The sequence below is a fragment of the Mycetocola sp. TRD_SC_2 genome (assembly GCF_055361225.1).
The window spans coordinates 344,474-367,082 of the sequence record NZ_CM143954.1; the positions used below are offsets into that span (position 1 = coordinate 344,474).

Genomic DNA, 22,609 nt, shown 5'->3' on the forward strand with positions numbered 1-22,609 from the left:
GCGATGAGCGCCACCCTCTCTCAACTCACCACCCTGCGCGTCGGCGGGCCGGCGGAGCGACTCGTTCCGGCGACCACGCGCGAGCGCCTCGTCGAGACCGTTCGCGAGGAATGGGCGAACGGTGAGCACCCGCTCGTGCTCGGTGGCGGGTCGAACACCCTCGCCGCCGACGACGGTTTCGATGGCACGGTCGTGCAGATCCTCACTCGCGGCATCGAGCGACTCGAGTCCGCACCCGGCCGGGTGCGGCTTCGGGTGGAGGCAGGCGAGTCCTGGGACGGCCTCGTCGCGTACGCGGTCGAGAACGGATGGAGTGGGGTCGAAGCGCTCAGCGGCATCCCGGGTTCGTGCGGTGCTGCGCCGATCCAGAATATCGGCGCCTACGGGCAGGAACTCGAGTCGGTGCTCGTCTCGATCGAGCTGCTCGACCGGGACCTCGACGAACTCCTCACCGTGCCGGCAGGCGAACTGGGCCTCGGCTATCGCACCTCGGTGCTCAAGCGGCACGGCGGATCTGTTCCGGAGCGCGACGGCGTCGTCGTCGCCCTCGAACTCGAGCTGTCCGACGACGCGGGACTCAGCGCCCCGATCGCCTACCCGCAGCTCGCGTCGGCGCTCGGTGTCGAGCTCGGCGCTCGGCTCCCGATCGCGGACGTCCGTAACACGGTGCTCGAGCTGCGGGCGTCGAAGGGCATGGTGCTCGACGACACGGATACCGACACCTGGAGCGCCGGATCGTTCTTCACGAACCCGATCGTCTCCGAGTCTTTCGCCCGGTCACTGCCATCGGATGCTCCGCGCTGGCCCCTCGAGGACGGCCAGGACGCCGCCGTCGTCATTCCCCTGGGGGAGTGGGACGGTTCGATCCCCCGCCCGTCGTTCGAACACGCCGCCCGGGTGAAACTGAGCGCTGCGTGGTTGATCGAGCGTGCCGGCATCCGTCGTGGTTTCCGGTTGCCAGGATCCCGCGCGGCGATCTCGTCGAAGCACACCCTCGCGCTGACGAACACCGGCGGCGCGACCGCGGATGAGATCGCGGCGCTCGCGCGTTTCGTGCAGGCGCGGGTCGCCGCTGAGTTCGGCGTCGTGCTGCAGCCGGAGCCCGTGTTCGTGGGTCTCTCGCTCTAGGCGCGCTGGCCCCGGATTCAGGATCGAGCTGCCACTTCCGGCAAGGCCGGGGTGATCTCGTGAATTTGCGGTGCGTCAGCCGAAGAGCTTCTGCAGCCGCTGCACACCTTCGAGCAGCTGGTCGTCGCCGAGGGCATAGCTGAAGCGCAGGTATCCGCTCGGCCCGAACGCTTCGCCGGGAACGGATGCCACTTCGGCCTTCTCGAGGATGAGGTCGGCGAGCTCCAGCGAGGTCGTCGGCGTCACACCCCCCCACTCCCGGTTCAGCAGAGCGGAAACGTCGGGGTAGACGTAGAACGCGCCCTCGGGGGTCGGGGTGCGGAAGCCCTCGATCTTGTTGAGCTCTGAGACGATGACGCCGCGGCGCCGGTCGAACGCCGAGCGCATGGCCTCGACGTCGTCCTGCGGCCCGGTCAGCGCGGCGATCGCGGCCCGCTGCGCGATGTTGTTCACGTTTCCGGAGAGGTGGGACTGCAGGTTCGAGAGCGCCTTGATGGCGGATGCCGGTCCGACGGTCCAGCCGACTCTCCAGCCGGTCATCGCGTACGTCTTCGCGACTCCGTTGACGAGCAGGGTCTGCTCGGCGAGACCGGGCACAGCTTCGACGATCGAGAGCGCCTTCGCGCCCGAGTAGGTCAGGTTCTGGTAAATCTCATCGCTGATGACCCAGAGGTTGTTGTCGAGCGCCCACTGCCCGATCGCCGTGGTCTCCTCCGGCGAGTACACGGCACCGGTCGGGTTCGACGGCGATACGAACAGGAGCACCTTGGTGCGGTCGGTCCTGGCGGCTTCGAGCTGCTCGACGGTGACCTTGTAATCCTGCGATGCGTCGGCGAAGACCTCGACGGCAACACCGTCGGCGAGGGCGATGACCTCGGGGTAGGTCGTCCAGAACGGCGTCGGAACGATCACTTCGTCACCCGGATCGAGCAGCACCTGGAACGCCTCGTACACCGACTGCTTGCCGCCGTTGGTGACGAGCACCTGGCTGGCGGATGCTTCGAGTCCCGAATCGCGCAGAGTCTTCGCCGCGATCGCATCCCGCAGGTCCGGCAGGCCGGCCGCGGGCGTGTACCGGTGATTCTTCTTGTCGCTCGCAGCGGCAATCGCCGCGTCGACAATGTGCTGGGGCGTGCCGAAATCGGGCTCGCCCGCCGCGTAGCTGATCACGGGTCTGCCATCGGCCTGCAGGGCCTTAGCCTTGGCGTCGACCTTCAGCGTTGCTGACTCGGCGATGGCGGAAATCTTCGTGGAGAGTGCTCGTGGTGTGCTCACCCTATGAGGGTACCGCGTGCCGCCCAACGCGGAAGGTGTCGGCGAAACGCTCCAGGAGAAGAGGATTTCCGGCGAGAATCCGCACGATCCCGCGCTCCAGTGCCCCTTCCGCCGTCATGTCCCCGCTGATCAGCCGATGAATGCCTGCACCCGTCGCGAATTCGAGATCGACCGTTGCGTCCGCGGTGCTCCTCGACGTGATGCGCAGGGCGGCGCCGTCCACACGAACGGAGAGGTCGACGTCTCCGATCCGCATCCGGTAGGTGGTGGGCGAAAGGTCGGCGGCAGCATCCGCCCGGAATGCCGAGCGGAGAGTGATCGTCATCGAGTCCGACGTGATGAGGTCGCCCGGCTCAGGTTCGCCGAGAGCCCGGGATCCCCAGCGGCCGAGGGCGAGGACGATGTCGTCGAGTTCCCTCCCGAAGTCGGTGAGTTCGTAGACGATCGAACGCTGGATCGGAACGCGGCGGATGACGCCGCCCTCCTGCAGTTCTTTCAGCCTCGTACTGAGAATGTTGGTGGGAATGCGCGGCAGCCCGGCCTTGAGGTCGGTGTACCGTCTCGGCCCCACGAGCAGGTCGCGAACGATGAGCAGGGCCCACCGTTCGCCGACCAGCTCGAGCGCAGTCGAGACACCGCAGTGTTGGCCGTAGTTCCTGGCTGCCATGGGCGGCCGTTCAGGCCTGGGCTCCCTGCTCGGCCACGTACGCGTCCGGTCCCTGTTCGGAGGCGACGGGGTCCATGTAGAAGAACCCGAGGATGTTGCCGTCCGGGTCTTCGACGTCCCGCGAGTACATGAACCCGTAGTCCTGAGCCGGCCGCGGCTCGGTCCCACCGGCGGCGAGCGCCCGCTCCGTCAATGTGTCAACGGCTTCGCGGCTCTCATGGCTGAAAGCGATGGATGCCTGGGCGTGCGTCCTCGGGTCGATGATCTGTTTGTCGGTGAAGGTGGCCAGGAAGTCACGCTTCAGAATCATGAAGTAGATGTTCTTGTCGACGAAAATGCACGCGGCATTCTCATCGGTGAACATCGGATTAATTTGCCAGCCGAAACCCGTGTAGAACGCTTTTGCGCGTTCCAGGTCGGTCGTGGGGAGGTTGACGAAGATATCAGTCACGAGTTTCTCCTTGATCGATCCGGCGGTGACGGTCACCGTCTGGACTCATGCTTGCAAAAAGCAAGTAAGTCGTCAAGGGGCTTCGTTGATCCCACTTCGACAAGCGCAGTGAACAGCGAAGCGTATCGAGATCCGGTGTTGGGGATCTCGATACGCTTCGTTACTCGATCAACGAGAGGACGGATGCCACTAGGCCAGGTCGACCAGGAACCTCGAGTACGCGCCGACCGTCAGGAAGGTCGGGAACTCGTCCTTGAGCGCGACCTCACGGAACACATCGGCGGCGTCGTCGAACCGGTCCCCGTTGAAGCGCTCCACCGAGGAGAGCAGTTCGGAGAGGATGCGCTCGACCCGGTCGCGGGTGATCGGCGCACCGTCGTCGGTGCGGACGTCCTGGTGGATCCACTGCCAGATCTGCGAACGGCTGATCTCTGCCGTAGCGGCGTCTTCCATCAGGTTGTCGATGGCAGCAGCGCCGATGCCACGGAGCCAGGATTCGAGGTAGCGGACGCCGATCGACACGTTGTCGCGGAGCCCGGCATCCGTCACCGCCTGTCCGATGTGAACATCGAGCAGCTGTGCAGCGGTCACCTCGACGTCATCCCGCTGGCGGTCGACCTGGTTGGGACGGTCGCCGAGGATCGTGTCGAACTCGGCACGAGCGGCGTCGATCAGGTCGGGGTGCGCAACCCAGGTGCCGTCGAAACCGTCGCCTGCCTCGCGCTTCTTGTCAGCGGACACCTTCTCGATGGCCCGCGCCGTGACCCCGGGGTCGCGGCGGTTCGGGATGAACGCGCTCATGCCACCGATCGCGTGAGCTCCGCGCTTGTGGCAGGTCTTCACGAGCAGTTCGGTGTACGCCCGCATGAACGGCACCGTCATGGTGACGTCGCTGCGGTCGGGCAGAACGAACCGGGCACCGCGGCCGCGGTAGTTCTTGATGATCGAGAAGATGTAGTCCCAGCGACCGGCGTTGAGGCCGGCGCAGTGGTCGCGAAGCTCGAAGAGAATCTCCTCCATCTCGAACGCCGCTGGCAGCGTTTCGATGAGCACTGTTGCGCGGATGGTTCCGTGTTCGATTCCTGCACGCTGTTCGGAGAACGAGAAGACGTCGTCCCACAGCCGTGCTTCTTCGCTCGACTCGAGCTTGGCGAGGTAGAAGTACGGTCCGCGGCCGGAGTCGATGAGTGCCTGGGCGTTGTGGAAGAAGTACAGGCCGAAATCGGTGAGGCTTCCGGATGCCGCCATGGCGGCACCTGCGGAGTCGATGAACTTCAGGTGCTTCTCAACGAGGTGCCAGCCGCGAGGCCGCATCACGATCGTCGGCATGTCGCCGGTGGTGAGCGTGTACTGCTTGCCCTCCGGGCTGGTGAAGTCGATCTGGCGACGGATCGCGTCGAACAGCGAGATCTGGCCGCCGATGACGTTGGCCCAGGTCGGGCTCGTCGCATCTTCCTGGTCGGCGAGCCACACCTTCGCACCCGAGTTGAGCGCGTTGATGGTCATCTTGCGGTCGGTCGGACCGGTGATCTCGACGCGTCGGTCTTCGAGGCCGGGTCCGGCACCGGCGACGCGCCACGTGGCATCCGCTCGGATCGATGCTGTGTCGTCGCGGAACTTCGGGTCACGGCCGTTGCCGATCTCGAAGCGGCGGCGCATGCGGTCGGCGAGCCGGTCGTGGCGGCGACCGGCGAAGCGCTGGTGCAGTTCGGCGAGGAAAGCGAGCGCCCCGGGGGTGAGGATCTCGTCGAACCGGTCGTGCATCCGGCCGACGACCTCGATGCGGGGGCCGGCGGGCTGCTGGGTCTGGATGGGGGATGTGGTGGAGGTGCCGGGTTCGGCGAGCAGTGTGGTCATGATCTGAGTCCTTTGCTGTACACCGTTGGTCGAGTAGCGACAGTGAGCGAAGCGAACCGTGCGTATCGAGACCCTGTGGTCTCGATACGCCTCGCTACTCGACCAACGAAAAGTGGTTAGTGGAACTGGTCTTCTTCGGTCGACCCCACGAGCGCAAGGGTGGCGCTCCCGGGGTTCAGGGCCGTTGCGATGCGGTCGAAGTAGCCTGTGCCCACTTCGCGCTGGTGCTTGGTCGCGGTGTAACCGTCTGCCTCCGAGGCGAACTCCGCTTCCTGCAGTTCGACGTATGCGCTCATGGCGCGGTTCTTGTAGTCCTGGGCGAGCGTGAACATCGAGTGGTTCAGCGCGTGGAAGCCGGCCAGCGTGATGAACTGGAAGGCGTAACCCATGGCAGCGAGTTCCTTCTGAAAGGTCGCGATCTGCGCGTCGTCGAGGTGGGATCTCCAGTTGAATGACGGCGAGCAGTTGTAGGCAAGTTTCTTGCCGGGGAAGTCCTGGTGGATGCGCTCGGCGAAGCGGCGAGCGAGTTCGAGGTCCGGCTCGGCCGATTCGACCCAGAGCAGGTCGGCGTACTCGGCGTAGGCCAGTCCCCGGGAGATGACCGTGTCGATGCCGTTGGTGACCTCGTAGAAGCCTTCAGCCGTGCGGGTTCCGGTGAGGAACGGGCGGTCACGCTCGTCGACGTCACTCGTGAGCAGGGTTGCCGCGAGGGCGTCGGTGCGGGCGATGATGATGCTCGGCACGCCGGCGACGTCGGCTGCGAGCCGAGCCGCGTTGAGGGTGCGGATGTGCTGACTCGTCGGGATGAGGACCTTGCCGCCCATGTGGCCGCACTTCTTCTCGCTCGCGAGCTGGTCTTCCCAGTGCACACCTGCTGCTCCGGCCTGGATCATGGACGACATGAGTTCGTAGGCGTTGAGCGGTCCGCCGAAGCCCGCCTCGGCGTCTGCAACGATCGGCGCCATCCAGTCGATTCCGGAAGCGGTGGTCGAGCCTGTCGAGACCTCGGCGAATTCGATCTGATCGGCGCGGAGAAGCGCGTTGTTGATCCGGCGTACCACTGCGGGGACGGAGTTCGCGGGGTAGAGCGACTGGTCCGGGTAGGTCTGGCCGGAGAGGTTCGCGTCTGCTGCAACCTGCCAGCCGGAGAGGTAGATCGCCTTGAGGCCGGCGCGGATCTGCTGCACGGCCTGGTTGCCGGTGAGGGCGCCGAGTGCCGGCACCCACTCCTCGGAGTGAATGAGGTTCCACAGGTTCTCGGCACCGCGCCGGGCGATGGTGGCGTCTTCACGAACACTTCCGCGGAGGGCGACGACCTCGGCGGCTGTGTAGTCGCGACGAACGCCTTCCCAGCGGGGGTTGGCATCCCACTCGAGCTGCAGTTCTTCTGCGGTCTGGGTCATGTCGCCTGGGCGGATGTTGTCGGTGCTCATCGTTGTGCTCCTTCGGTGTTGGCCGGTGATCGAGGAGGCCGCTTGCGGCCGTATCGAGATCGTCGTGTGAACCGAGTCTGCGTGCCGCACAACCGGCTCGAACCGGATTGGTCCGTAGAAAAACATCGATTGTTCTGTTAGGTGAAAAGGATGCCGAATGGCACGATGGCACCATGACCAGCACCGCAGCTGACACCCGGCTTTTCGCCACGCCCGTCTCTGGCGAAAGCGCCGTCGACGCACTGACGCTCGGTCGTCGCATCCGTCAATTGCGGATTTCACGCGGAATGACGCTCGAGCAACTCGGTGCCGCCATCGACCGTGCCCCGTCGCAGGTCTCGACGATCGAGAACGGCAAGCGCGAGCCGCGGCTGTCGATGCTTCGCCAGATCGCCACGGCGCTCGCCACAACAACCGACGATCTTCTGCGAGACGAGGCGCCCTCCGCCCGGGCCGCTCTCGAGATCGCCGTCGAGCGCGCCCAGCGCGGCCCGGTGTTCTCGGCGCTCGGCATCACACCCGTCCGTGTCTCCAAAGCGCACAGTGACGACACCCTGCGCGCAATCCTCACGTTGCACCAGGAGGTCGAGCGGTTGCACCGTGAGCGCGCCGCCACTCCTGAGGAGGCGCGGCGGGCGAACGCATCGCTGCGAGCGACGATGCGTGCACGCGACAACTACTTTCCCGAGCTCGAAGAGCAGGCGAAGCGGCTCCTCACCGCGGTCGGCCATACCGGCGGCCCGGTGTCGCAGCAACTCGTCGGCGACATGGCCAACCATCTCGGTTTCACCCTCCACTACGTCGGCGACCTGCCCCACTCGACCCGGTCGGTGACCGACTCGAGAAACGGTCGCATCTACCTGCCCACCCAGCAGTCGGCATCCCGGGACTCCCGCTCGCCGGTGGTGCAGGCGTTCGCGAGCCACGTGCTCGGTCACTCGGAGCCCACGAGCTACGCCGACTTCCTGCGCCAGCGCGTCGAAACCAATTACCTCACCGCCGCGATCCTGCTGCCTGAGGCAGACGCTGTGCGGTTCCTCACCGAGGCGAAGAACTTCCGTCGCATCTCGCTCGAGGACCTCCGCGACGCCTTCGCCGTGTCGTACGAAACCGCGGCGCACCGGTTCACCAACCTCGCCACCGCGCGTCTCGGCATCCCGGTGCACTTCACCAAAGCGCACGAGTCAGGCACCATCGTGAAGGCGTACTCCAACGACGGGGTGAAACACCCGACGGATGCCCTCGGCGCTGTCGAGGGGACGACCGTCTGCCGCAAATGGACCGCCTTCACCGTCTTCGCCGCGGAGGATCGGTTCAGCCCCTGGTACCAATACACCGACAACCCCAACGGGACGTACTGGTGCACGTCGCGGATTGAGAAGGCCAAAGAGGGGGACTATTCGATCACCGTCGGCGTGCCGTTTGAGCACGTGAAATGGTTCCGCGGCCGCGAGACGACGAACCGGTCCCAGTCGACCTGCCCCGACGAGAGTTGCTGCAAGAGTGCGCCGAGCGAACTCGCCGACAAATGGGCTCACTCATCGTGGCCGGCGGCACGCACGCCGACGAGTCTGCTCGCCGCGCTTCCCACCGGAACCTTTCCCGGTGTCGACGAGGTCGAGGTGTATTCGTTCCTTGAAGCACACGAGCCTCGCTGACGAATGATCTGCTCAAAACATAGGATGAGAAGCGCCGTCGCTCTCGGGGCGATTGCCGTGCAGATGACTCCCGCGGTCTCGAAAACTTCTTCCCAGCGGGGAAAATATCCTATAGGATTACCCTTGGCAAACCGACGATCGGTCGATGATCGCAGCTCAACGGCGAGGAAGAAATAGATGACCAGGCTCTGGAACGAACCCGAGAACTTCGCAGACGAAATGATTGACGGATTCGTCCGCGCGAACGGCCGCTGGGTCAGGAAGGTGTCGGGTGGTGTCACTCGCGCGACCCGGTCCGAAGAGCCCACGGTGTCGCTCGTCATCGGCGGTGGCTCCGGTCACTATCCCGCGTTCGGCGGCCTCGTCGGTCATGGCCTTGCCCATGGCGCTGCGATGGGCAACCTCTTCGCTTCCCCGTCTGCCAAGCAGGTCGAATCCGTCGCCCGTGCGAGCGACCAGGGCCGTGGCATCCTGTTCAGCTACGGCAAGTACGCCGGAGACGTTCTCCACTTCACCGAGGCGCAGGACAAGCTCCGCGCCGACGGAATCGACTGCCGCACCGTCACGGTGACCGATGACATCTTCAGTGCACCGGCCGACGAGAAGGATCGCCGCCGCGGCATCGCCGGCGACCTCACCGTCTTCAAAATCGCTGGAGCGGCTGCAGCAGCGGGCTATGACATCGACGGCGTCGAGCGCGCCGCGATCCTCGCGAACGACCGCACCCGCTCCATGGGTGTCGCATTCACCGGCTGCACACTTCCCGGCGCTGACGAACCGCTCTTCAGCGTGCCCGAGGGCCGGATGGCCATCGGCCTCGGCATCCACGGCGAGCCGGGCATCGACGAGGTGGACATCCCGACAGCCGACGGCCTCGGCGACCTGTTCGTCGAGCGACTGCTCGCCGACGTCGAGATCCCCGACGGGATCTCGGTGCGAGGCGCTCGCGTGGTGCCGATCCTCAACGGCCTCGGCTCCGTCAAGAACGAAGAGATGTACATCGTCTTCGCCCGCGTCGCGACGCTCCTCGAAGAAGCCGGTATCGAGCTCGTCGACCCCCAGGTCGGAGAATTCTGCACGAGCTTCGATATGGCCGGTGTCTCTCTGACCTTGCTCTGGCTGGACAAAGAGCTGGAGACGCTCTGGAGTGCTCCCGCCGACACTCCCGCTTTCCGCACCGGTTCCGTCGACTCCACCTCGCTCGTCGAACGCGGCGAGATCGACGACTCGACCGCTGACGAGGTCATTCCGGACGCGAGCGACGACTCCCGCCGTGCCGCGACCACGATCGTCAAGGCTCTGGATGCCGTCAAGACCGTCATCGATGCGAACGCCGACGAGCTCGGTCGCATCGACGCGGTCGCCGGCGACGGTGACCACGGCATCGGCATGAAGCGTGGATCGCACGCGGCCGTTGACGCGGCGCACGAGTCGCTCGAGAAGGGTGCCGGTGCGCAGAGCGTCCTCGCCTCCGCCGCCGACGCCTGGTCCGACAAGGGCGGTGGAACCTCCGGTGCCATCTGGGGCGTCATCCTCCGCACCATCGGAGAGCGCCTCGGCGACACCGATTCCGTCGAGTCCGCGGGCGTGGCCGATGCGCTCGGTTCCGCCAGCCAGGCCGTCATGGACTTCGGCAAGGCGAAGGTCGGCGACAAGACCCTGGTCGACGCGCTCGTGCCATTCGCCGAGGTTCTCACCGAGCGTGTCGAAGCCGGTGACACCCTCATCGACGCGTGGGCTGCCGCGAGCACCGCGGCGAAGAACGCCACTGACGCCACCGCCGACATGATGCCGGGAATGGGTCGCGCACGCTCGCACGGCGATAAAGCCCTCGGAGTCGCAGACCCCGGCGCCGTCTCCCTCGCGATGATCGCCGCCGCCGTCCTCGACGTGCTGCGCGCGGCATCCGACAGCTGATTTTCACTTCACCAGAAAAAGGAGCAACACCATGAGCGCACTACGTATCGTCGTCGGCTCAGATGACGCCGGGTTCGACTACAAAGAAGTCCTGAAGGCAGACCTCGAGGGCAACGACCTCGTCGCGTCGGTCACCGACGTCGGCGTCGACGCGAACGGTGGTACCAACTACCCGACGATCGCGATCGCGGCGGCCGAGATGGTCGCGCGGGGCGAGGCAGACCGTGCCCTCCTCGTCTGTGGCACCGGCCTCGGCGTCGCCATCGCGGCGAACAAGGTTGCCGGCATTCGTGCCGTCACCGCCCACGACTCCTACTCGGTCGAGCGGGCGGTGCTGTCGAACAACGCCCAGGTCCTGACCATGGGCCAGCGGGTCGTCGGCCTCGAACTCGCCCGTCGCCTCGCGCGTGAGTGGCTCACCTACACCTTTGACGAGTCGAGTGCATCGAACGACAAGGTGCAGGAGATCTGCAGCTACGAAGGCGTTTGATGTCTATTTCTGGCTCACCCCGGTTCCTCATTGGAGTGAGCCACAAGATGTACTTCTCCCACGCGAAGACCGTCGACTGGTGCAGGAGCGTCGCGGCGATCGCCCGGGAGCACCCGGCGATCGCTGAGGGCACCGTGCAGCTCTTCGTCATCCCCACCTACCTGTCGGTGCCCGCTGCGCTCGACGCCTTCGGTCCGTTCGCCCTCGTCGGTGCCCAGGATCTCAGTACCGAGGACTCCGGCGCCTACACCGGCGAAGTGAGCGGTGCCGAGATCGCCGAGCTCGGCTGCCGCGTCGTCGAGGTCGGCCACGCCGAACGCCGCCGCCTCTTCGGTGAGACCGATGTCGTCGTCGCCGCGAAAACGGATGCCGCGCTGCGCAACGGCCTCGACCCGGTGCTGTGCATCGGTGAGACGGTGCGCACCACGACGGATGCCGCCATCGGCGACTGCATCTCCCAGATCGACTCAGCGCTGAACGCGAGCCGCCAGGCCGGGCACGGCGGTCGCGTGATCGTCGCCTATGAACCCCACTGGGCGATCGGCGCTCCCGAGCCAGCGTCGGCCGACTACATCAGCGAGGTGTGCTCAGCGCTGCGTGAGCACGTGCGTGCGCTGTCGGACTTCCCGAACTCCGCCGTCATTTACGGCGGGAGCGCCGGGCCAGGCCTGCTCGGCGTCATCGCCGACAGCGTGGACGGGATCTTCCTCGGGCGGTTCGCTCACGATCCCGAATCCCTCCGCATCATCCTCGACGAAGCTGCAGAAGCAGCGGGCACTCGCGCTGCTGGCCTCGGAACCGAAGTCCCGAGGAGAACGAATGGCTGAATCCACCTACCCGCTCGGGAAGGCGGTGGTGATCGAACGCAAGGGCCTCAGGGACCGCGTGTATGACCTCGTGCTCGACATGCTCGTCGGTCAGACCGTCGCACCAGGCACCCGGTTGTCGATCGACGCCATCGCGCGCGATCTCAATGTCTCCCCGACGCCGGTACGTGAAGCCCTCGTGCAGCTCGAACGAACAGGGCTCGTCACGCGTGAACCGCTCAAGGGGTACCGTGTCGCGCCGCAGATCACCGACGGGCAACTCGAGTCCCTCTTCGACACCCGCATCGTGCTCGAGGGTGGCGCAGCATCGCTCGCTGCCAGGCACGCTGACTCCCTCGTGCCCTTGCTTGAGGCGACGCTCGAAGAACACCGCGCCGTAACCGAGAAAGTGCAGGCCGCCGCTCAAGCCGGCACGCTCTCTGTTGCTTTGCTCCGTGAATACTTCGCGGTGGACTGGCACTTCCACCACCTCATCTTCGAGGGAACGGACAATCCGTTTCTCATCGACATGTCCGAGGTCATCTCGACGAGGGTTCACCGCATGCGGCAGACCGTCCTCAGCGGCATTACAGACGCTGCTGATGCCGTCACCGAGCACACGCGCATCATCGACGCTTTCCGGACCGGGAAGCCCGAGGCAGCTGCGGCAGCGATGCGCGACCATATCGAAAAGGTTCGTTCACGCTCCCGTTCGGATTCGCACGCGCACTGACCCCGCGATCGTCACTTCGAGGGGTGGATGGGGGCGGGGCCGAGCTCATCCATGAGCTTCTTGATGGCTACGTACGCCTTGTTGCGGTAGGCGATGAGCTCGGCGGTGCGCTCGGACGGAACGTCGAGGTAGCCAGCGCCGGTCTTGGTGCCGAACTTGCCTGCGTCGACGAGTTCCCTGAGCGAGTCGGGGGTGGCGAATCGCTCGGGCCAGCGGGTCTGCAGCGATGCGTAGCAGAACGAGTAGACGTCGAGCCCGGCCATGTCGGCGATGGCGAACGGTCCGAAGACCGGCAGGCGGAACCCGAAGGTGGTGCGCACGATGGTGTCGATGTCTTCGGGGGTGGCGACGCCCTCTTCGACGAGCTGGGTTGCCTCGTGGAACAGCGCGTACTGGAGGCGGTTGAGCACGAAGCCCGTGGCATCCTTGACCCTCGCTGTCTCCTTGCCGGTCGCAGCGACGATCTCCTCGACGAGTTCAATGGCCGTCGCGTCGGTTGCCCCGTGCGGAATCAGTTCGACACCTGGGATGAAGGGAGCCGGGTTGGAGAAGTGGACGCCGAGGAAGCGTTCCGGGTTTACGACGGCTTCAGCGAGCGAGCTGATGAGGATCGTCGAGGTGTTGGAGCCGATGATGGCGTCCGGGCGTGCTGCTTCGCTGATGCGCTTCAGGGTGGCGTGCTTGATTTCGATCTTCTCTGGCACCGCTTCTTCGATGAAGTCGGCGTCTGCGACAGCCTCTTCGATCGACGCGGATGGCGAGACGTTCGCCTGGATGCGCTCGACGGCATCCGCGGGGAAGAGATCGTCAGCGACGAACTGGCGGGCTTCCTCGATCAGGCGGTTGTAGTTGCTCGTAGCGATCTCCTCGGAGATATCCGCGAGGCGGACGGTCGCGCCCGACAGCGCGAGAACCTGGGCGATGCCCCCACCCATATATCCGGAGCCGACGATGGCAATGATGCGGTTGGTCATGATGTTCTCCTATGCCCGGGGAAGGAGTGAGCGGATGTACTTCTGGTTGGTGGCGCACATGCCCAGGCTGTCTCCGCCGTAGTGCTCGGCGAGGATGATGCCGTTGTAACCGAGCGCGATCGCGTCACGGAACACCTGCCGGTAGTTGATGAGGCCGGCTTCCATCGTCGATGGAACGGAGGTGTACCAGCTGCCGTCTGCAGCCTCGTCGCGGGTGTAGTTCTTCACGTGCCAATAGTTGGCGTACGGGAGCGTCTTGGCGAACAGTTCGCGCCAGTCTTCGACCGGGCGGTGCAGCCGGATGAGGTTGGCGACGTCGGGGTTGATGCCCACGTTGTCGAGGCCCACGTCCTCGACGAAACGCACGGCGGAGTCAGCGGTACCGATGTAGGTGTCCTCGTACATCTCGAGTGAGAGCGGCAGGCCGACGGATGCCGCGTGCTCGCCCAGTTCGCGGATGCGCTTGACAGCGGTGTTCCACACGTCGCGATCGTCGGGGTCTTTGGGGCCCTCGGCGGTCCAGAACCACAGCGCCTTCTTCTGGGCGTCGCTGAACGGCTGGTGGAGCCCGGTCGAGAAGACCTCCATGCCCCACTCGGCTGCGGCGTCGATGGTGCGGTGCGCGTATGCGAGGTTCTTCTGCTCATGCCCCGGCATGATCACGCTCTGGCGCTGGAGGTGAACCGAGGGGACGCCGACGCCGTGCGCCTTGGCGATGGAAAGGAACTCGTCGCGGCGGGAGGGCTCGAGGTCGGCGGGGCGCACGTGGCTGTCGGCGAGCTCTGCGAGGGTGAACCCCACGGCCGCGACCTGGGCGAACATGTCGTCCCAGACTTCGGCCGGGGCGTCGTGCATGGCGAGACCCTGCTTGTCGACCGGGGCGAAGCCGTGGAGACACGTGGCGATCGGCCAGGTCTCGGCTGTATACGAAGGCTTCTCAGACGGCATGGTTGCTCCATTGCAAGTGGGGTTCGACGGGGTGCTGTAGCGACAGCAACTAGAAAATATCCTATAGGAAACAGTACGCCGGGGTGCCCTGGCTGTAAAGGCCCGCCTTCTCGGCTCGACGAAAAGCCTTCAGATGCCGCGGGGGTCAGCTGCCCGGTCGACCGTACGTTTCGAGGAGTCGCAACCAGATCTCGTTGACGGTGGGGTACGCGGGCACTGCGTGCCAGAGCCGGTCGATCGGGACCTCGCCCACGACGGCGATGGTCGCCGCCTGCAGCAGCTCGCTCACGTCCGGGCCGACGAAGGTGACGCCGAGAATGACCTTGCGTTGCTCGTCGACCACCATCCGCGCCTGCCCGCGATAGCCGTCGGCATAGAGGCTCGCGCCGGCGACATGGCCGATCTGGTAGTCGACCGAGCGCACGTCGTACCCGGCCTTCTTCGCGGCGTCTTCCGTGAGGCCGACGGATGCCACCTCGGGTTCGGTGAACGTCACCTGCGGGACCGCCTCATGGTCAGCTGTCGCCACGTGGGTGCCCCACGCGCCATCCGACACCGGCTTTCCTGCTGCCCTCGCGGCGATCACGTCGCCGGATGCTCGCGCCTGGTACTTGCCCTGGTGGGTGAGCAGCGCGCGGTGGGTGACATCGCCGGCTGCATAGAGCCAGTCGAAACCGCGGACGAGCATGGTGTCGTCGGTGTCGAGCCAGTCGCCCGGCTGGAGGCCGATCGCGTCGAGACCGATGTCATTGGTGCGGGGGGAGCGGCCGGTCGCAACGAGGATCTCCTCGGCGAGAATCGACTGCCCGTCCGCGGTCTCAACCGTGACGCCGGCATCCGATCGGGTCACTCGGCTCGCCGTCGTGTCGAGGAGGACGGTGACTCCGCGCTCACGCAGCGCCTCGGTGACGAGTTCGCTGGCGAACGGTTCCATCCCTCCGAGGAGTCCGCTTCGGGCAAGAATCGTCACGTCGGTGCCGAAGTCGGCGAACGCGGTCGCCATTTCGGCACCGACAACCCCGCCGCCGAGAATCACGATGCTGGCCGGAGCCTTCTTGGCGCTCGTCGCTTCGCGGCTGGTCCACGGCGACACGGCCCGCAGCCCGTCGATGTCGGGAATGAGGGCGCGTGAACCTGTGGCGACAGAGACCGCGTGCCTGGCGGTCAGAACCGTGCTGCTTCCGTCTGGGCCGGTCACGGTCACCTGTTTGGGCGCGGTGATGCGGCCGTGGCCGCGGATAAGGTCGATACCGGCGCTGTCGAGCCATGTCACCTGCGAGTCATCCGACCAGTTGCTCGTGAAGGAATCGCGGCGGGCCAGAACGGCATCCACCTTCAATTCCCCTGTCACCGCCTCGGCGGCTCCGGGCACACGCTGCGCCGCGCGGAGTGCCTGCCCTGATCGGAGCAGTGCTTTCGACGGCATGCAAGCCCAGTAGGAGCACTCCCCTCCGACGAGTTCATTCTCGACGACGACGACGCTCAGCCCGCCCTGCACGGCCCGATCCGCGACGTTCTCACCGACGGCGCCTCCGCCGAGAACGATGAGGTCATATTCCGTGGTGGTCATCTGTTGTTCCTCCCGATGGTGGTGCTCGTTCTCGGTTTAGCACGTTCCGCCATCGATTAGGCAGTAGGCGCTGAAAAAACCGCGGTTTTCGAGGAACTGCTGCGGTTTCGATCGACGGCACCCCGGCGCAGGCGGGCGCCAGCTTTGCTGAGTCGAAATCCCCCTGTATGCTTGGACGAGGTAGTTGAAATCTGCCAAGCTTCTTTGCGCCTATTTTCCTGTTTCCTTTCCGGATCACGCGAAACGCCGGCGAGAAGAAGTGCGTCGGATTTCAGTGTCCTGACCGGGGAAGAAACCGGTTATAGGGCGGTGGCTCAATTGGTAGAGCAGCGGTCTCCAAAACCGCAGGTTGCAGGTTCGAGTCCTGTCCGCCCTGCGCGTCGGTAGTGAAATTCTACGAAGTACCGGCACATGAAAGGTGTATCCAGGTGGCCCGAAACGTGATCGACGAACCGAACGAGGAAATCGTCGCAGCAGCAAAGAAGGACCGCGCGGCAAAGCGTGGACCCTTTGCCGGGATCATCCTGTTTTTGAAGCAGGTCATCGCTGAGCTCAAGAAGGTCGTCACCCCGACCCGAAAAGAGCTGTTCAGCTACACCGGCGTCGTGCTCGTGTTCGTCGTGATCATGATGGCCCTGGTGTACGGCCTGGACCAGTTGTTCGGCTGGCTCGTCGTCTTCGTCTTCGGGACTCCCGCCGCCTGACGGTAGGGCGGCATCCGATCGAAAGATCGACACGAACTGTGGCCCACGAAGCCACACCACAAGCAACAGGAATGAGATTTAGGTGTCTGAGAGAAATCTGGACGACGTCGACTGGGCAACTGCCGCTGAGCAGTCCAGCGAACCCGACGAAGCACAGGAGGGCAACGTGCTCGCCTCGCAGGAGCACTCCGTTGAGCCTGCTGAGCACGAAGCGCTGCACGTCGAAGACCCGAACGCTGCTGTCGATCTCGACGCTGTTCTCGATGCCCTCGCCGAAGCCAACGATCCCGAAGCCGACGCCGTCGTAGACGACGCGCTCGAGATCGACGAAGCCGCCGAAGTCGAAGCCGCCGCACTGGCGATCGGCGACGAGGTCGAGGTCGAGCAGGAAGAAGAAGCAGCGGAGGAGCCCGAGGTCGCGCCGTACACCGGCGACGAGCCCGAGGCTGCCGACGAAGAAGCCGCAGACGTCGACCCGTATGACGCTTTCCGGGCCGAACTCCGCAGCCTTCCGGGCAAGTGGTTCGTCATCCACTCCTACGCCGGCTTCGAGCGCAAGGTCAAGGCGAACATCGAGCAGCGTAAGGGCTCGCTCGACGTCGCCGACTTCATCTACCAGGTCGAAGTTCCGATGGAAGATGTCGTCGAGATCAAGAACGGCCAGCGCAAGATGGTCACCCGCGTGCGCATCCCGGGCTACGTGCTCGTGCGCATGGACCTGAACGAAGACTCCTGGTCCGTCGTTCGTCACACTCCTGGCGTCACCGGCTTCGTGGGCAACGCCCACAACCCGACACCGTTGCGCTTCGAAGAGTCCTTCAACATGTTGAAGAGCCTCGTCGAGGTCAAGGACACCGCCCCGGCGAAGTCCACCGGTGGCAAGGGCGGTCAGACCCCCCGCGCCATCCCGGCAGAGGTCGACTTCGAGATCGGCGAGACCATCACGATCAAGGAAGGCTCGTTCGCGGGCCTTCCCGGTTCGATCAGCGAGATCAAGCCGGAGAGCGGCAAGCTCACCGTGCTCGTCTCACTGTTCGAGCGCGAGACCCCGGTCGAGCTCAGCTTCGATCAGGTCACCAAGCTCTAGATTTCCCCAACCACCGCGGCCCAACCGGGCCTGCGGGAGAGCATCCGTCATTCGGCGGGAGCTCGAAACCCAATAAGAAGGAAGAAACATGGCACCGAAGAAGAAGGTTACTGGTCTGATCAAACTTCAGATCAAGGCCGGCGCCGCCAACCCCGCCCCGCCCATCGGCCCGGCACTGGGTCAGCACGGCGTGAACATCATGGAATTCTGCAAGGCATACAACGCCCAGACGGAAGCCCAGCGCGGAAACGTCATCCCGGTTGAAATCACCGTCTACGAGGACCGTTCGTTCACGTTCATCCTCAAGACCCCGCCGGCTGCTGAGCTCATCAAGAAGGCTGCAGGCGTTGCCAAGGGTTCAGGAACCCCGCACACCGTCAAGGTTGCCAAGCTCACCAAGGACCAGGTCCGCGAAATCGCAGAGGTCAAGATGGCCGACCTCAACGCGAACGACATCGAGGCTGCCTCGAAGATCATCGCCGGTACCGCTCGCTCCATGGGTATCACCACCGAGGCGTAAGCCTTTCCAGGTAGTGAGCACCGCTCGCGGCCTTCAGATTTTTATACGTGGCAGCGCCGGCCAGGCGCAAATGACCACATTCTCGAATTGGAGAAATTCACATGGCACAGAAGTCAAAGGCCTACCGGGCCGCCGCCGAGAAGATCGGCACCGACAAGGTTTACACGGCGCAGGAAGCAGTCGCACTCGCCAAGGAGACCGGTTCGGCCAAGTTCGACTCGACCGTTGAGGTTGCTCTCAAGCTCGGTGTCGACCCCCGCAAGGCAGACCAGATGGTCCGCGGTACCGTGATCCTTCCCCACGGCACCGGCAAGACCGCCCGCGTCATCGTTTTCGCAACGGGCCCCGCAGCAGAAGCCGCTATCGCGGCCGGCGCTGACGAGGTCGGTGGCGACGAGCTCATCGAGAAGGTAGCCGCTGGCTACACCTCGTTCGACTCCGCTGTCTCGACCCCTGAGCTCATGGGCAAGGTCGGTCGTCTCGGTAAGGTCCTCGGACCCCGCGGCCTCATGCCGAACCCGAAGACCGGCACCGTGACGCCTGACGTCGCCAAGGCCGTCAACGAGATCAAGGGTGGAAAGATCGAGTTCCGCGTCGACAAGCACTCCAACGTGCACTTCGTCGTCGGCAAGGCCTCGTTCGCTCCCGAGCAGCTCAACGAGAACATCCAGTCGGCCCTCGAAGAGGTGAACCGTCTCAAGCCGTCCTCCTCGAAGGGCCGTTACATCCTCAAGGGCACCGTCTCGACCACCTTCGGTCCTGGCATCCCGATGGACATCAACAGCATCTAGTTCCTCGCGAACGAAACAAAAGGCCCCGCGGCTTCGCGGGGCCTTTTGCGTGCCCGCTCCGTTCTAAACTGGGTGACGTGACGATATCGGTGAGGCAGGCGACGACGACGGATGCCGCGGGGCTGGCTCAACTGGCGGAGGTCACCTTCCCGCTCGCGTGCCCGCCGGGCAGCGACACGGAGAACATCGCGGCATTCATCGCGGCTCACCTCAGCCCCGAGCGGTTCGACGGATACCTGAGTGATCCCGGCCGACGGATTCTCGTGGCAGAAGACGAACAGGGCATGTGCGGATACACGATGCTCGTGCTCGGTGAGCCCTCGGATCCGGATGTCGCCTCGGCGTTGACCATTCGACCGACGATCGAGTTGAGCAAGGTCTACGTTCTCGCCGGCTCACACGGTCGCGGAGTCTCCGCACCCCTCATCGCGGCGACGCTCGACGCAGCCGGGAAGACCGCTGCTTCAGGAATCTGGCTCGGCGTCAACGAGCAGAACGCCCGCGCTGTGCGGTTCTACGAGAAGAGCGGCTTCCGGATCGTCGGGAGAAAGACGTTTCAGCTCGGGGCGCGGCTCGAAAACGACTTCGTGATGGAACGCGAGTTGTGAGGGTCAGCGGCCCGGGACGGTGAGCACGATCTTGCCGCGGGTGTGTCCAGACTCGAGAGCGCGGTGTGCTTCGGCGACGTCTGACAGATCGAAGACCTGATCGACGAAGACCCGCACGTCGCGTGACTCGAGCAGCCTGCTGATCGTCGACAGCGTGTCACCGTCCGGCGCCACCTTGTACGTCGTTGCCCGGACGCCGGCAGCGGCCGCCTCCTCCAAGAATGTGGGCCAGCTCCCGGTCGGCGCATTCACGATGAGTCCTCCGTGTGTCAGCACCGAGAGCGACCGCGATCCGGTGTTGTCGTGCACGTTGCCGATGAGGTCGATGACGACGTCGATGTCGCTCGTCGCGTCCTCAAAGCGCGTCGCGGTGTAGTCGATGACCTCGGATGCCCCGAGCTCGCGGAGCCAGTCCTGGTTGCGTGCCGACCCCGTTGCGATGACGTACGCTCCGAAGTAGCGGGCGAATTGCACAGCGAAGTGACCGACACCTCCGCTGCCGGCGTGGATGAGCATCCGCTGCCCCTGGTGAGCTTTTGCGACGTCGACGACCATGCCCCACGCGGTGAGCGCGGCGAGCGGCACGCCCGCTGCCTCGACGTGGGAGAGACTCGCGGGTTTGCGCGCGAGCGAGAGGCTCGGCACAGCGATGTACTGGGCGTAGGTGCCGGGCAGACGTGGAACGCCCACCATGCCGTAAACCTCGGTGCCAGGGGAGAGGGGATGCGCCTCGTATGGTGACTTCACGACGATACCGCTGAAGTCGTTTCCGAGAATGGCGGGGTATGAAAGCCCGGCCGATACGCCCTTGCCCGATCGCGTTTTTGCATCGATCGGATTGATCCCTGCGGCGACGACCTTGACGACGAACTCCGACACGAACGGGGCCGGTGGTGGCACGGTGCTGAGCCGGAACACGTCCGGGTCACCGGGGCCGTCGATCACCGCGGCCAGCATCGACTCCGGAACCGTCAGGTCGTGTGGTGCACTGAACTCGTCTCTCGTCGTCGTCATGTCCCGAGTCTGCCACGTCAGCCAGACGCCTTCACGCATGATTTTCCCCCGTCGCCGTGACCATGACGCCCAGCTAACCCGGGCAATGAGTCAGGGGTGTTACGGCTCGGTTCCCGGGTGGAAAAAGTTGGGGCTGCTCGGTCATTTATGGCTGAAACGAGCTCCCGGCGGCGCTGCTCGGTCGCTTGTGGCCGAGACCGCGGCGATCACGCGACCGTTACCGACCGGGCAAGAACCAGAACGACCAATAGTGACCGAGCAAGGCGGCTGGGCTACGGGATGTCGTACGGGTCGTCGTGAACGAGGTGGCGCGACGGCGGCCGCGTGGTGCGGCGATGCAGCTCGTCGATGAGGTTGTTGGCGAGGCCGACGAGCTTGCCGATCTCGCGATCGTCGCGCTCGATCCACCGGCAGTTCGGCTCGTCGTCGACCGGGACGAAGTTGCTGTGCTCCTCCCACACCACGAGGGTGCGTTCGGCTCCGAGCACGTACTGCTGCCACCAGATCTGGCGCAGGTAGTTGCGCGGGACGGAGCGCCATGCTTTCGTCGTCGTCTTGATCTCGGCCAGGACAAGGGCCCCGGATGCCGTCACGGCGAGTCCATCGGGAGTGGCCAGGTGGCGTCGCTCGATTTCAGCGTGGAAGAGAGCCGACGACGGTGCGATTCCGTGGGTGGCTGCGACCCAGCTGGCGATCTCCGGTTCGCGAGCGCGACCGTGATCGGTGAAGCGGTTGCCAGAGAAGCCGGGCCCTCCGCCCAGTTTCTCTGTGGCGACGGCGTCGATGGCGGCCGGACCGGAGAGTCGTGCGACATCCGTGGCCGTGATTCCGCGGGATCGAGCCCGCAGCCATGCCACCCGGTCCGTCGAGTCAGCGACGAGTCGGTCGAGGTAGGTGGATGGCACCCCTCTATTGTGCCTCGCCTCTTGCGACACGCCCGCCAGCGCTGATCTGTCGGCGTGCCTCGTCGAGAACGGTCAGCACCGACAGTGTCTCGTCGAGGGAATGGAGGGGAGATTCGGTCAGCCCGTCCGAGATAGAGCGCGCGACTGCGGCAGCCTGATAGCTGAGCCCCTCACGCCAGACGAGACCGGAGGTGTCTTCGTAACGGACGGCATCCGCCCCCGCTGGCGAGAAGGTGAACCCGCCGGGGCCGACGAACACCCGGTCGATGGTGAGGCGGCCGCCAGTTCCGGAGATGCTCGCCGTGTTCGGGGTGTCGGCGAGAAGCGTCGTCGCCAGAAGCGCTTGTGCCCCCGTCGCCGTCTCGAGCAGCAGCGACGACTGGACATCAACGCCGGTCGGGGAGAGCAGTCCCTGCGCGGTGATCGACGGGAAGGCACCGAGGGCGAATGAGGCGGTTGAGACGAGGTAGACGCCGAGGTCGAGCAACGCACCGCCGCCCAGCGCCGGGTTGAAAAATCGGGAATCCGGATCGTACGGCGCGCGGAACCCGTAGTCTGCGCTGAACAACCTCACGTCGCCGAGGGCGCCATCGGAGAGCAGCTGGCGAATCACGTCGAACTTCGGCAGGTACTTCGACCACATCGCTTCCATCGCGAAGACGCCGGCGTCGCGGGCCGCGCTCACAACGCGGGCGGCGTCCGCAGCGCTGGTCGCCATCGGCTTCTCGACGAGGACGTGCTTCCCGGCGGCGATCGCGTCGAGGGCAAGCCTCACGTGTTCCGTGTGCGGGACCGCGATGTAGACGACGTCGACGTCCGGGTCGGCGAAGAGGTCGTCGTGGCTCCCGTACGAACGACGGATGCCGTGAGCCGCGGCAAACTGCGACGCACGTTCCGAAGACCGCGACGACACGGCGACGACGTTCTGGCTCGTGTGGGTCAGGACCGCCCGGGTGAAGTCCGTGGCGATCGCGCCAGGCCCGACGATGCCCCATCTCAACGACGGAGCGTTGCGCGGGTCGGGGAATCGAGGTGTCGGGAGCGTCGTCATTGGCGGGCCGATCTGCGCGCGT

Annotated in this window: 22 protein-coding genes and 1 tRNA gene; 12 read left to right on the forward strand and 11 right to left on the reverse strand. The window is 65.2% G+C overall.

Features of this window, described 5'->3' with window-relative positions:
- Positions 1–3 precede the first annotated feature (3 nt).
- Complete coding sequence (locus ACWA1Q_RS01800) at positions 4–1,128, forward strand: UDP-N-acetylmuramate dehydrogenase (RefSeq protein ID WP_463759026.1); 1,125 nt, start codon at positions 4–6, stop codon at positions 1,126–1,128.
- A gap of 75 nt (positions 1,129–1,203) precedes the next feature.
- Here the strand turns inward: ACWA1Q_RS01800 and ACWA1Q_RS01805 are convergent, their stop codons facing one another.
- From ACWA1Q_RS01805 to aceA, 5 genes are all read right to left on the reverse strand, one after another.
- Positions 1,204–2,403 (reverse strand): pyridoxal phosphate-dependent aminotransferase, encoded by a 1,200-nt coding sequence (locus ACWA1Q_RS01805; RefSeq protein ID WP_463759028.1) that lies wholly within the window; start codon positions 2,401–2,403, stop codon positions 1,204–1,206.
- A 1-nt stretch (position 2,404) separates the two neighbouring features.
- A complete protein-coding gene (locus ACWA1Q_RS01810) occupies positions 2,405–3,070 on the reverse strand; it encodes a winged helix-turn-helix transcriptional regulator (RefSeq protein WP_463759029.1) in 666 nt (221 codons plus the stop codon).
- Between the two features lie 10 nt (positions 3,071–3,080).
- On the reverse strand, positions 3,081–3,521 hold the full coding sequence (locus tag ACWA1Q_RS01815; RefSeq protein ID WP_463759031.1) for a VOC family protein: 441 nt from the start codon (positions 3,519–3,521) through the stop codon (positions 3,081–3,083).
- 189 nt (positions 3,522–3,710) lie between these two features.
- Positions 3,711–5,378, reverse strand: coding sequence for a malate synthase A (aceB, locus tag ACWA1Q_RS01820; protein ID WP_463759033.1), 1,668 nt, complete (start codon positions 5,376–5,378; stop codon positions 3,711–3,713).
- A 116-nt stretch (positions 5,379–5,494) separates the two neighbouring features.
- Entirely contained in the window at positions 5,495–6,811 is a 1,317-nt protein-coding gene (gene aceA, locus ACWA1Q_RS01825; protein WP_463759035.1) for an isocitrate lyase, read from the reverse strand.
- 173 nt (positions 6,812–6,984) lie between these two features.
- Here aceA and ACWA1Q_RS01830 point away from each other — a divergent pair, with 173 nt between their 5' ends.
- From ACWA1Q_RS01830 to ACWA1Q_RS01850, 5 genes are all read left to right on the forward strand, one after another.
- Positions 6,985–8,469, forward strand: a complete 1,485-nt coding sequence (locus ACWA1Q_RS01830; protein WP_463759036.1) for a helix-turn-helix domain-containing protein — start codon at positions 6,985–6,987, stop codon at positions 8,467–8,469.
- A gap of 177 nt (positions 8,470–8,646) precedes the next feature.
- A complete protein-coding gene (locus ACWA1Q_RS01835) occupies positions 8,647–10,386 on the forward strand; it encodes a dihydroxyacetone kinase family protein (protein WP_463759038.1) in 1,740 nt (579 codons plus the stop codon).
- Between the two features lie 31 nt (positions 10,387–10,417).
- A complete protein-coding gene (locus ACWA1Q_RS01840) occupies positions 10,418–10,876 on the forward strand; it encodes a ribose-5-phosphate isomerase (protein WP_463759039.1) in 459 nt (152 codons plus the stop codon).
- The gene (locus ACWA1Q_RS01845; RefSeq protein ID WP_463759040.1) at positions 10,876–11,703 is read left to right on the forward strand and encodes a triose-phosphate isomerase family protein; all 828 of its coding nucleotides are present in this window, start codon (positions 10,876–10,878) and stop codon (positions 11,701–11,703) included. The genes ACWA1Q_RS01840 and ACWA1Q_RS01845 overlap by 1 nt, the downstream gene beginning before the upstream one ends.
- The gene (locus ACWA1Q_RS01850) at positions 11,696–12,415 is read left to right on the forward strand and encodes a GntR family transcriptional regulator (RefSeq protein WP_463759042.1); all 720 of its coding nucleotides are present in this window, start codon (positions 11,696–11,698) and stop codon (positions 12,413–12,415) included. The genes ACWA1Q_RS01845 and ACWA1Q_RS01850 overlap by 8 nt, the downstream gene beginning before the upstream one ends.
- An 11-nt stretch (positions 12,416–12,426) precedes the next feature.
- Here the strand turns inward: ACWA1Q_RS01850 and ACWA1Q_RS01855 are convergent, their stop codons facing one another.
- From ACWA1Q_RS01855 to ACWA1Q_RS01865, 3 genes are all read right to left on the reverse strand, one after another.
- Entirely contained in the window at positions 12,427–13,389 is a 963-nt protein-coding gene (locus tag ACWA1Q_RS01855; protein ID WP_463759044.1) for a 3-hydroxyacyl-CoA dehydrogenase family protein, read from the reverse strand.
- Between the two features lie 9 nt (positions 13,390–13,398).
- Positions 13,399–14,337, reverse strand: coding sequence for a sugar phosphate isomerase/epimerase family protein (locus tag ACWA1Q_RS01860; protein WP_463759046.1), 939 nt, complete (start codon positions 14,335–14,337; stop codon positions 13,399–13,401).
- 145 nt (positions 14,338–14,482) lie between these two features.
- Complete coding sequence (locus ACWA1Q_RS01865; RefSeq protein ID WP_463759047.1) at positions 14,483–15,907, reverse strand: dihydrolipoyl dehydrogenase family protein; 1,425 nt, start codon at positions 15,905–15,907, stop codon at positions 14,483–14,485.
- A 303-nt stretch (positions 15,908–16,210) separates the two neighbouring features.
- Here ACWA1Q_RS01865 and ACWA1Q_RS01870 point away from each other — a divergent pair.
- The 6 genes from ACWA1Q_RS01870 (at position 16,211) to ACWA1Q_RS01895 (ending at position 19,617) form a co-directional block, all read left to right on the forward strand.
- Positions 16,211–16,283: transfer RNA gene (locus ACWA1Q_RS01870), tRNA-Trp, on the forward strand.
- A 52-nt stretch (positions 16,284–16,335) separates the two neighbouring features.
- Positions 16,336–16,611 carry a preprotein translocase subunit SecE gene (gene secE / locus ACWA1Q_RS01875; RefSeq protein ID WP_463759050.1) on the forward strand — a complete coding sequence of 92 codons (276 nt, stop codon included), beginning with the start codon at positions 16,336–16,338 and terminating at the stop codon, positions 16,609–16,611.
- Positions 16,612–16,693: 82 nt separating this feature from the next.
- Positions 16,694–17,698, forward strand: a complete 1,005-nt coding sequence (gene nusG / locus ACWA1Q_RS01880; protein WP_463759051.1) for a transcription termination/antitermination protein NusG — start codon at positions 16,694–16,696, stop codon at positions 17,696–17,698.
- An 88-nt stretch (positions 17,699–17,786) separates the two neighbouring features.
- A complete protein-coding gene (rplK, locus tag ACWA1Q_RS01885) occupies positions 17,787–18,218 on the forward strand; it encodes a 50S ribosomal protein L11 (RefSeq protein ID WP_121674022.1) in 432 nt (143 codons plus the stop codon).
- A gap of 101 nt (positions 18,219–18,319) precedes the next feature.
- Entirely contained in the window at positions 18,320–19,009 is a 690-nt protein-coding gene (gene rplA / locus ACWA1Q_RS01890; protein ID WP_463759053.1) for a 50S ribosomal protein L1, read from the forward strand.
- A gap of 77 nt (positions 19,010–19,086) precedes the next feature.
- Entirely contained in the window at positions 19,087–19,617 is a 531-nt protein-coding gene (locus tag ACWA1Q_RS01895) for an N-acetyltransferase family protein (RefSeq protein ID WP_463759054.1), read from the forward strand.
- A 3-nt stretch (positions 19,618–19,620) separates the two neighbouring features.
- Here the strand turns inward: ACWA1Q_RS01895 and ACWA1Q_RS01900 are convergent, their stop codons facing one another.
- The 3 genes from ACWA1Q_RS01900 to ACWA1Q_RS01910 all read right to left on the reverse strand — a co-directional run bounded on the left by ACWA1Q_RS01900 (position 19,621) and on the right by ACWA1Q_RS01910 (position 22,587).
- Positions 19,621–20,631, reverse strand: coding sequence for an NADP-dependent oxidoreductase (locus ACWA1Q_RS01900; RefSeq protein ID WP_463759056.1), 1,011 nt, complete (start codon positions 20,629–20,631; stop codon positions 19,621–19,623).
- A 272-nt stretch (positions 20,632–20,903) separates the two neighbouring features.
- Positions 20,904–21,536 carry a YqaJ viral recombinase family protein gene (locus tag ACWA1Q_RS01905; RefSeq protein WP_463759058.1) on the reverse strand — a complete coding sequence of 211 codons (633 nt, stop codon included), beginning with the start codon at positions 21,534–21,536 and terminating at the stop codon, positions 20,904–20,906.
- 4 nt (positions 21,537–21,540) lie between these two features.
- Positions 21,541–22,587, reverse strand: coding sequence for a Gfo/Idh/MocA family protein (locus ACWA1Q_RS01910; RefSeq protein WP_463759060.1), 1,047 nt, complete (start codon positions 22,585–22,587; stop codon positions 21,541–21,543).
- Between the last annotated feature and the right edge of the window lie 22 nt (positions 22,588–22,609).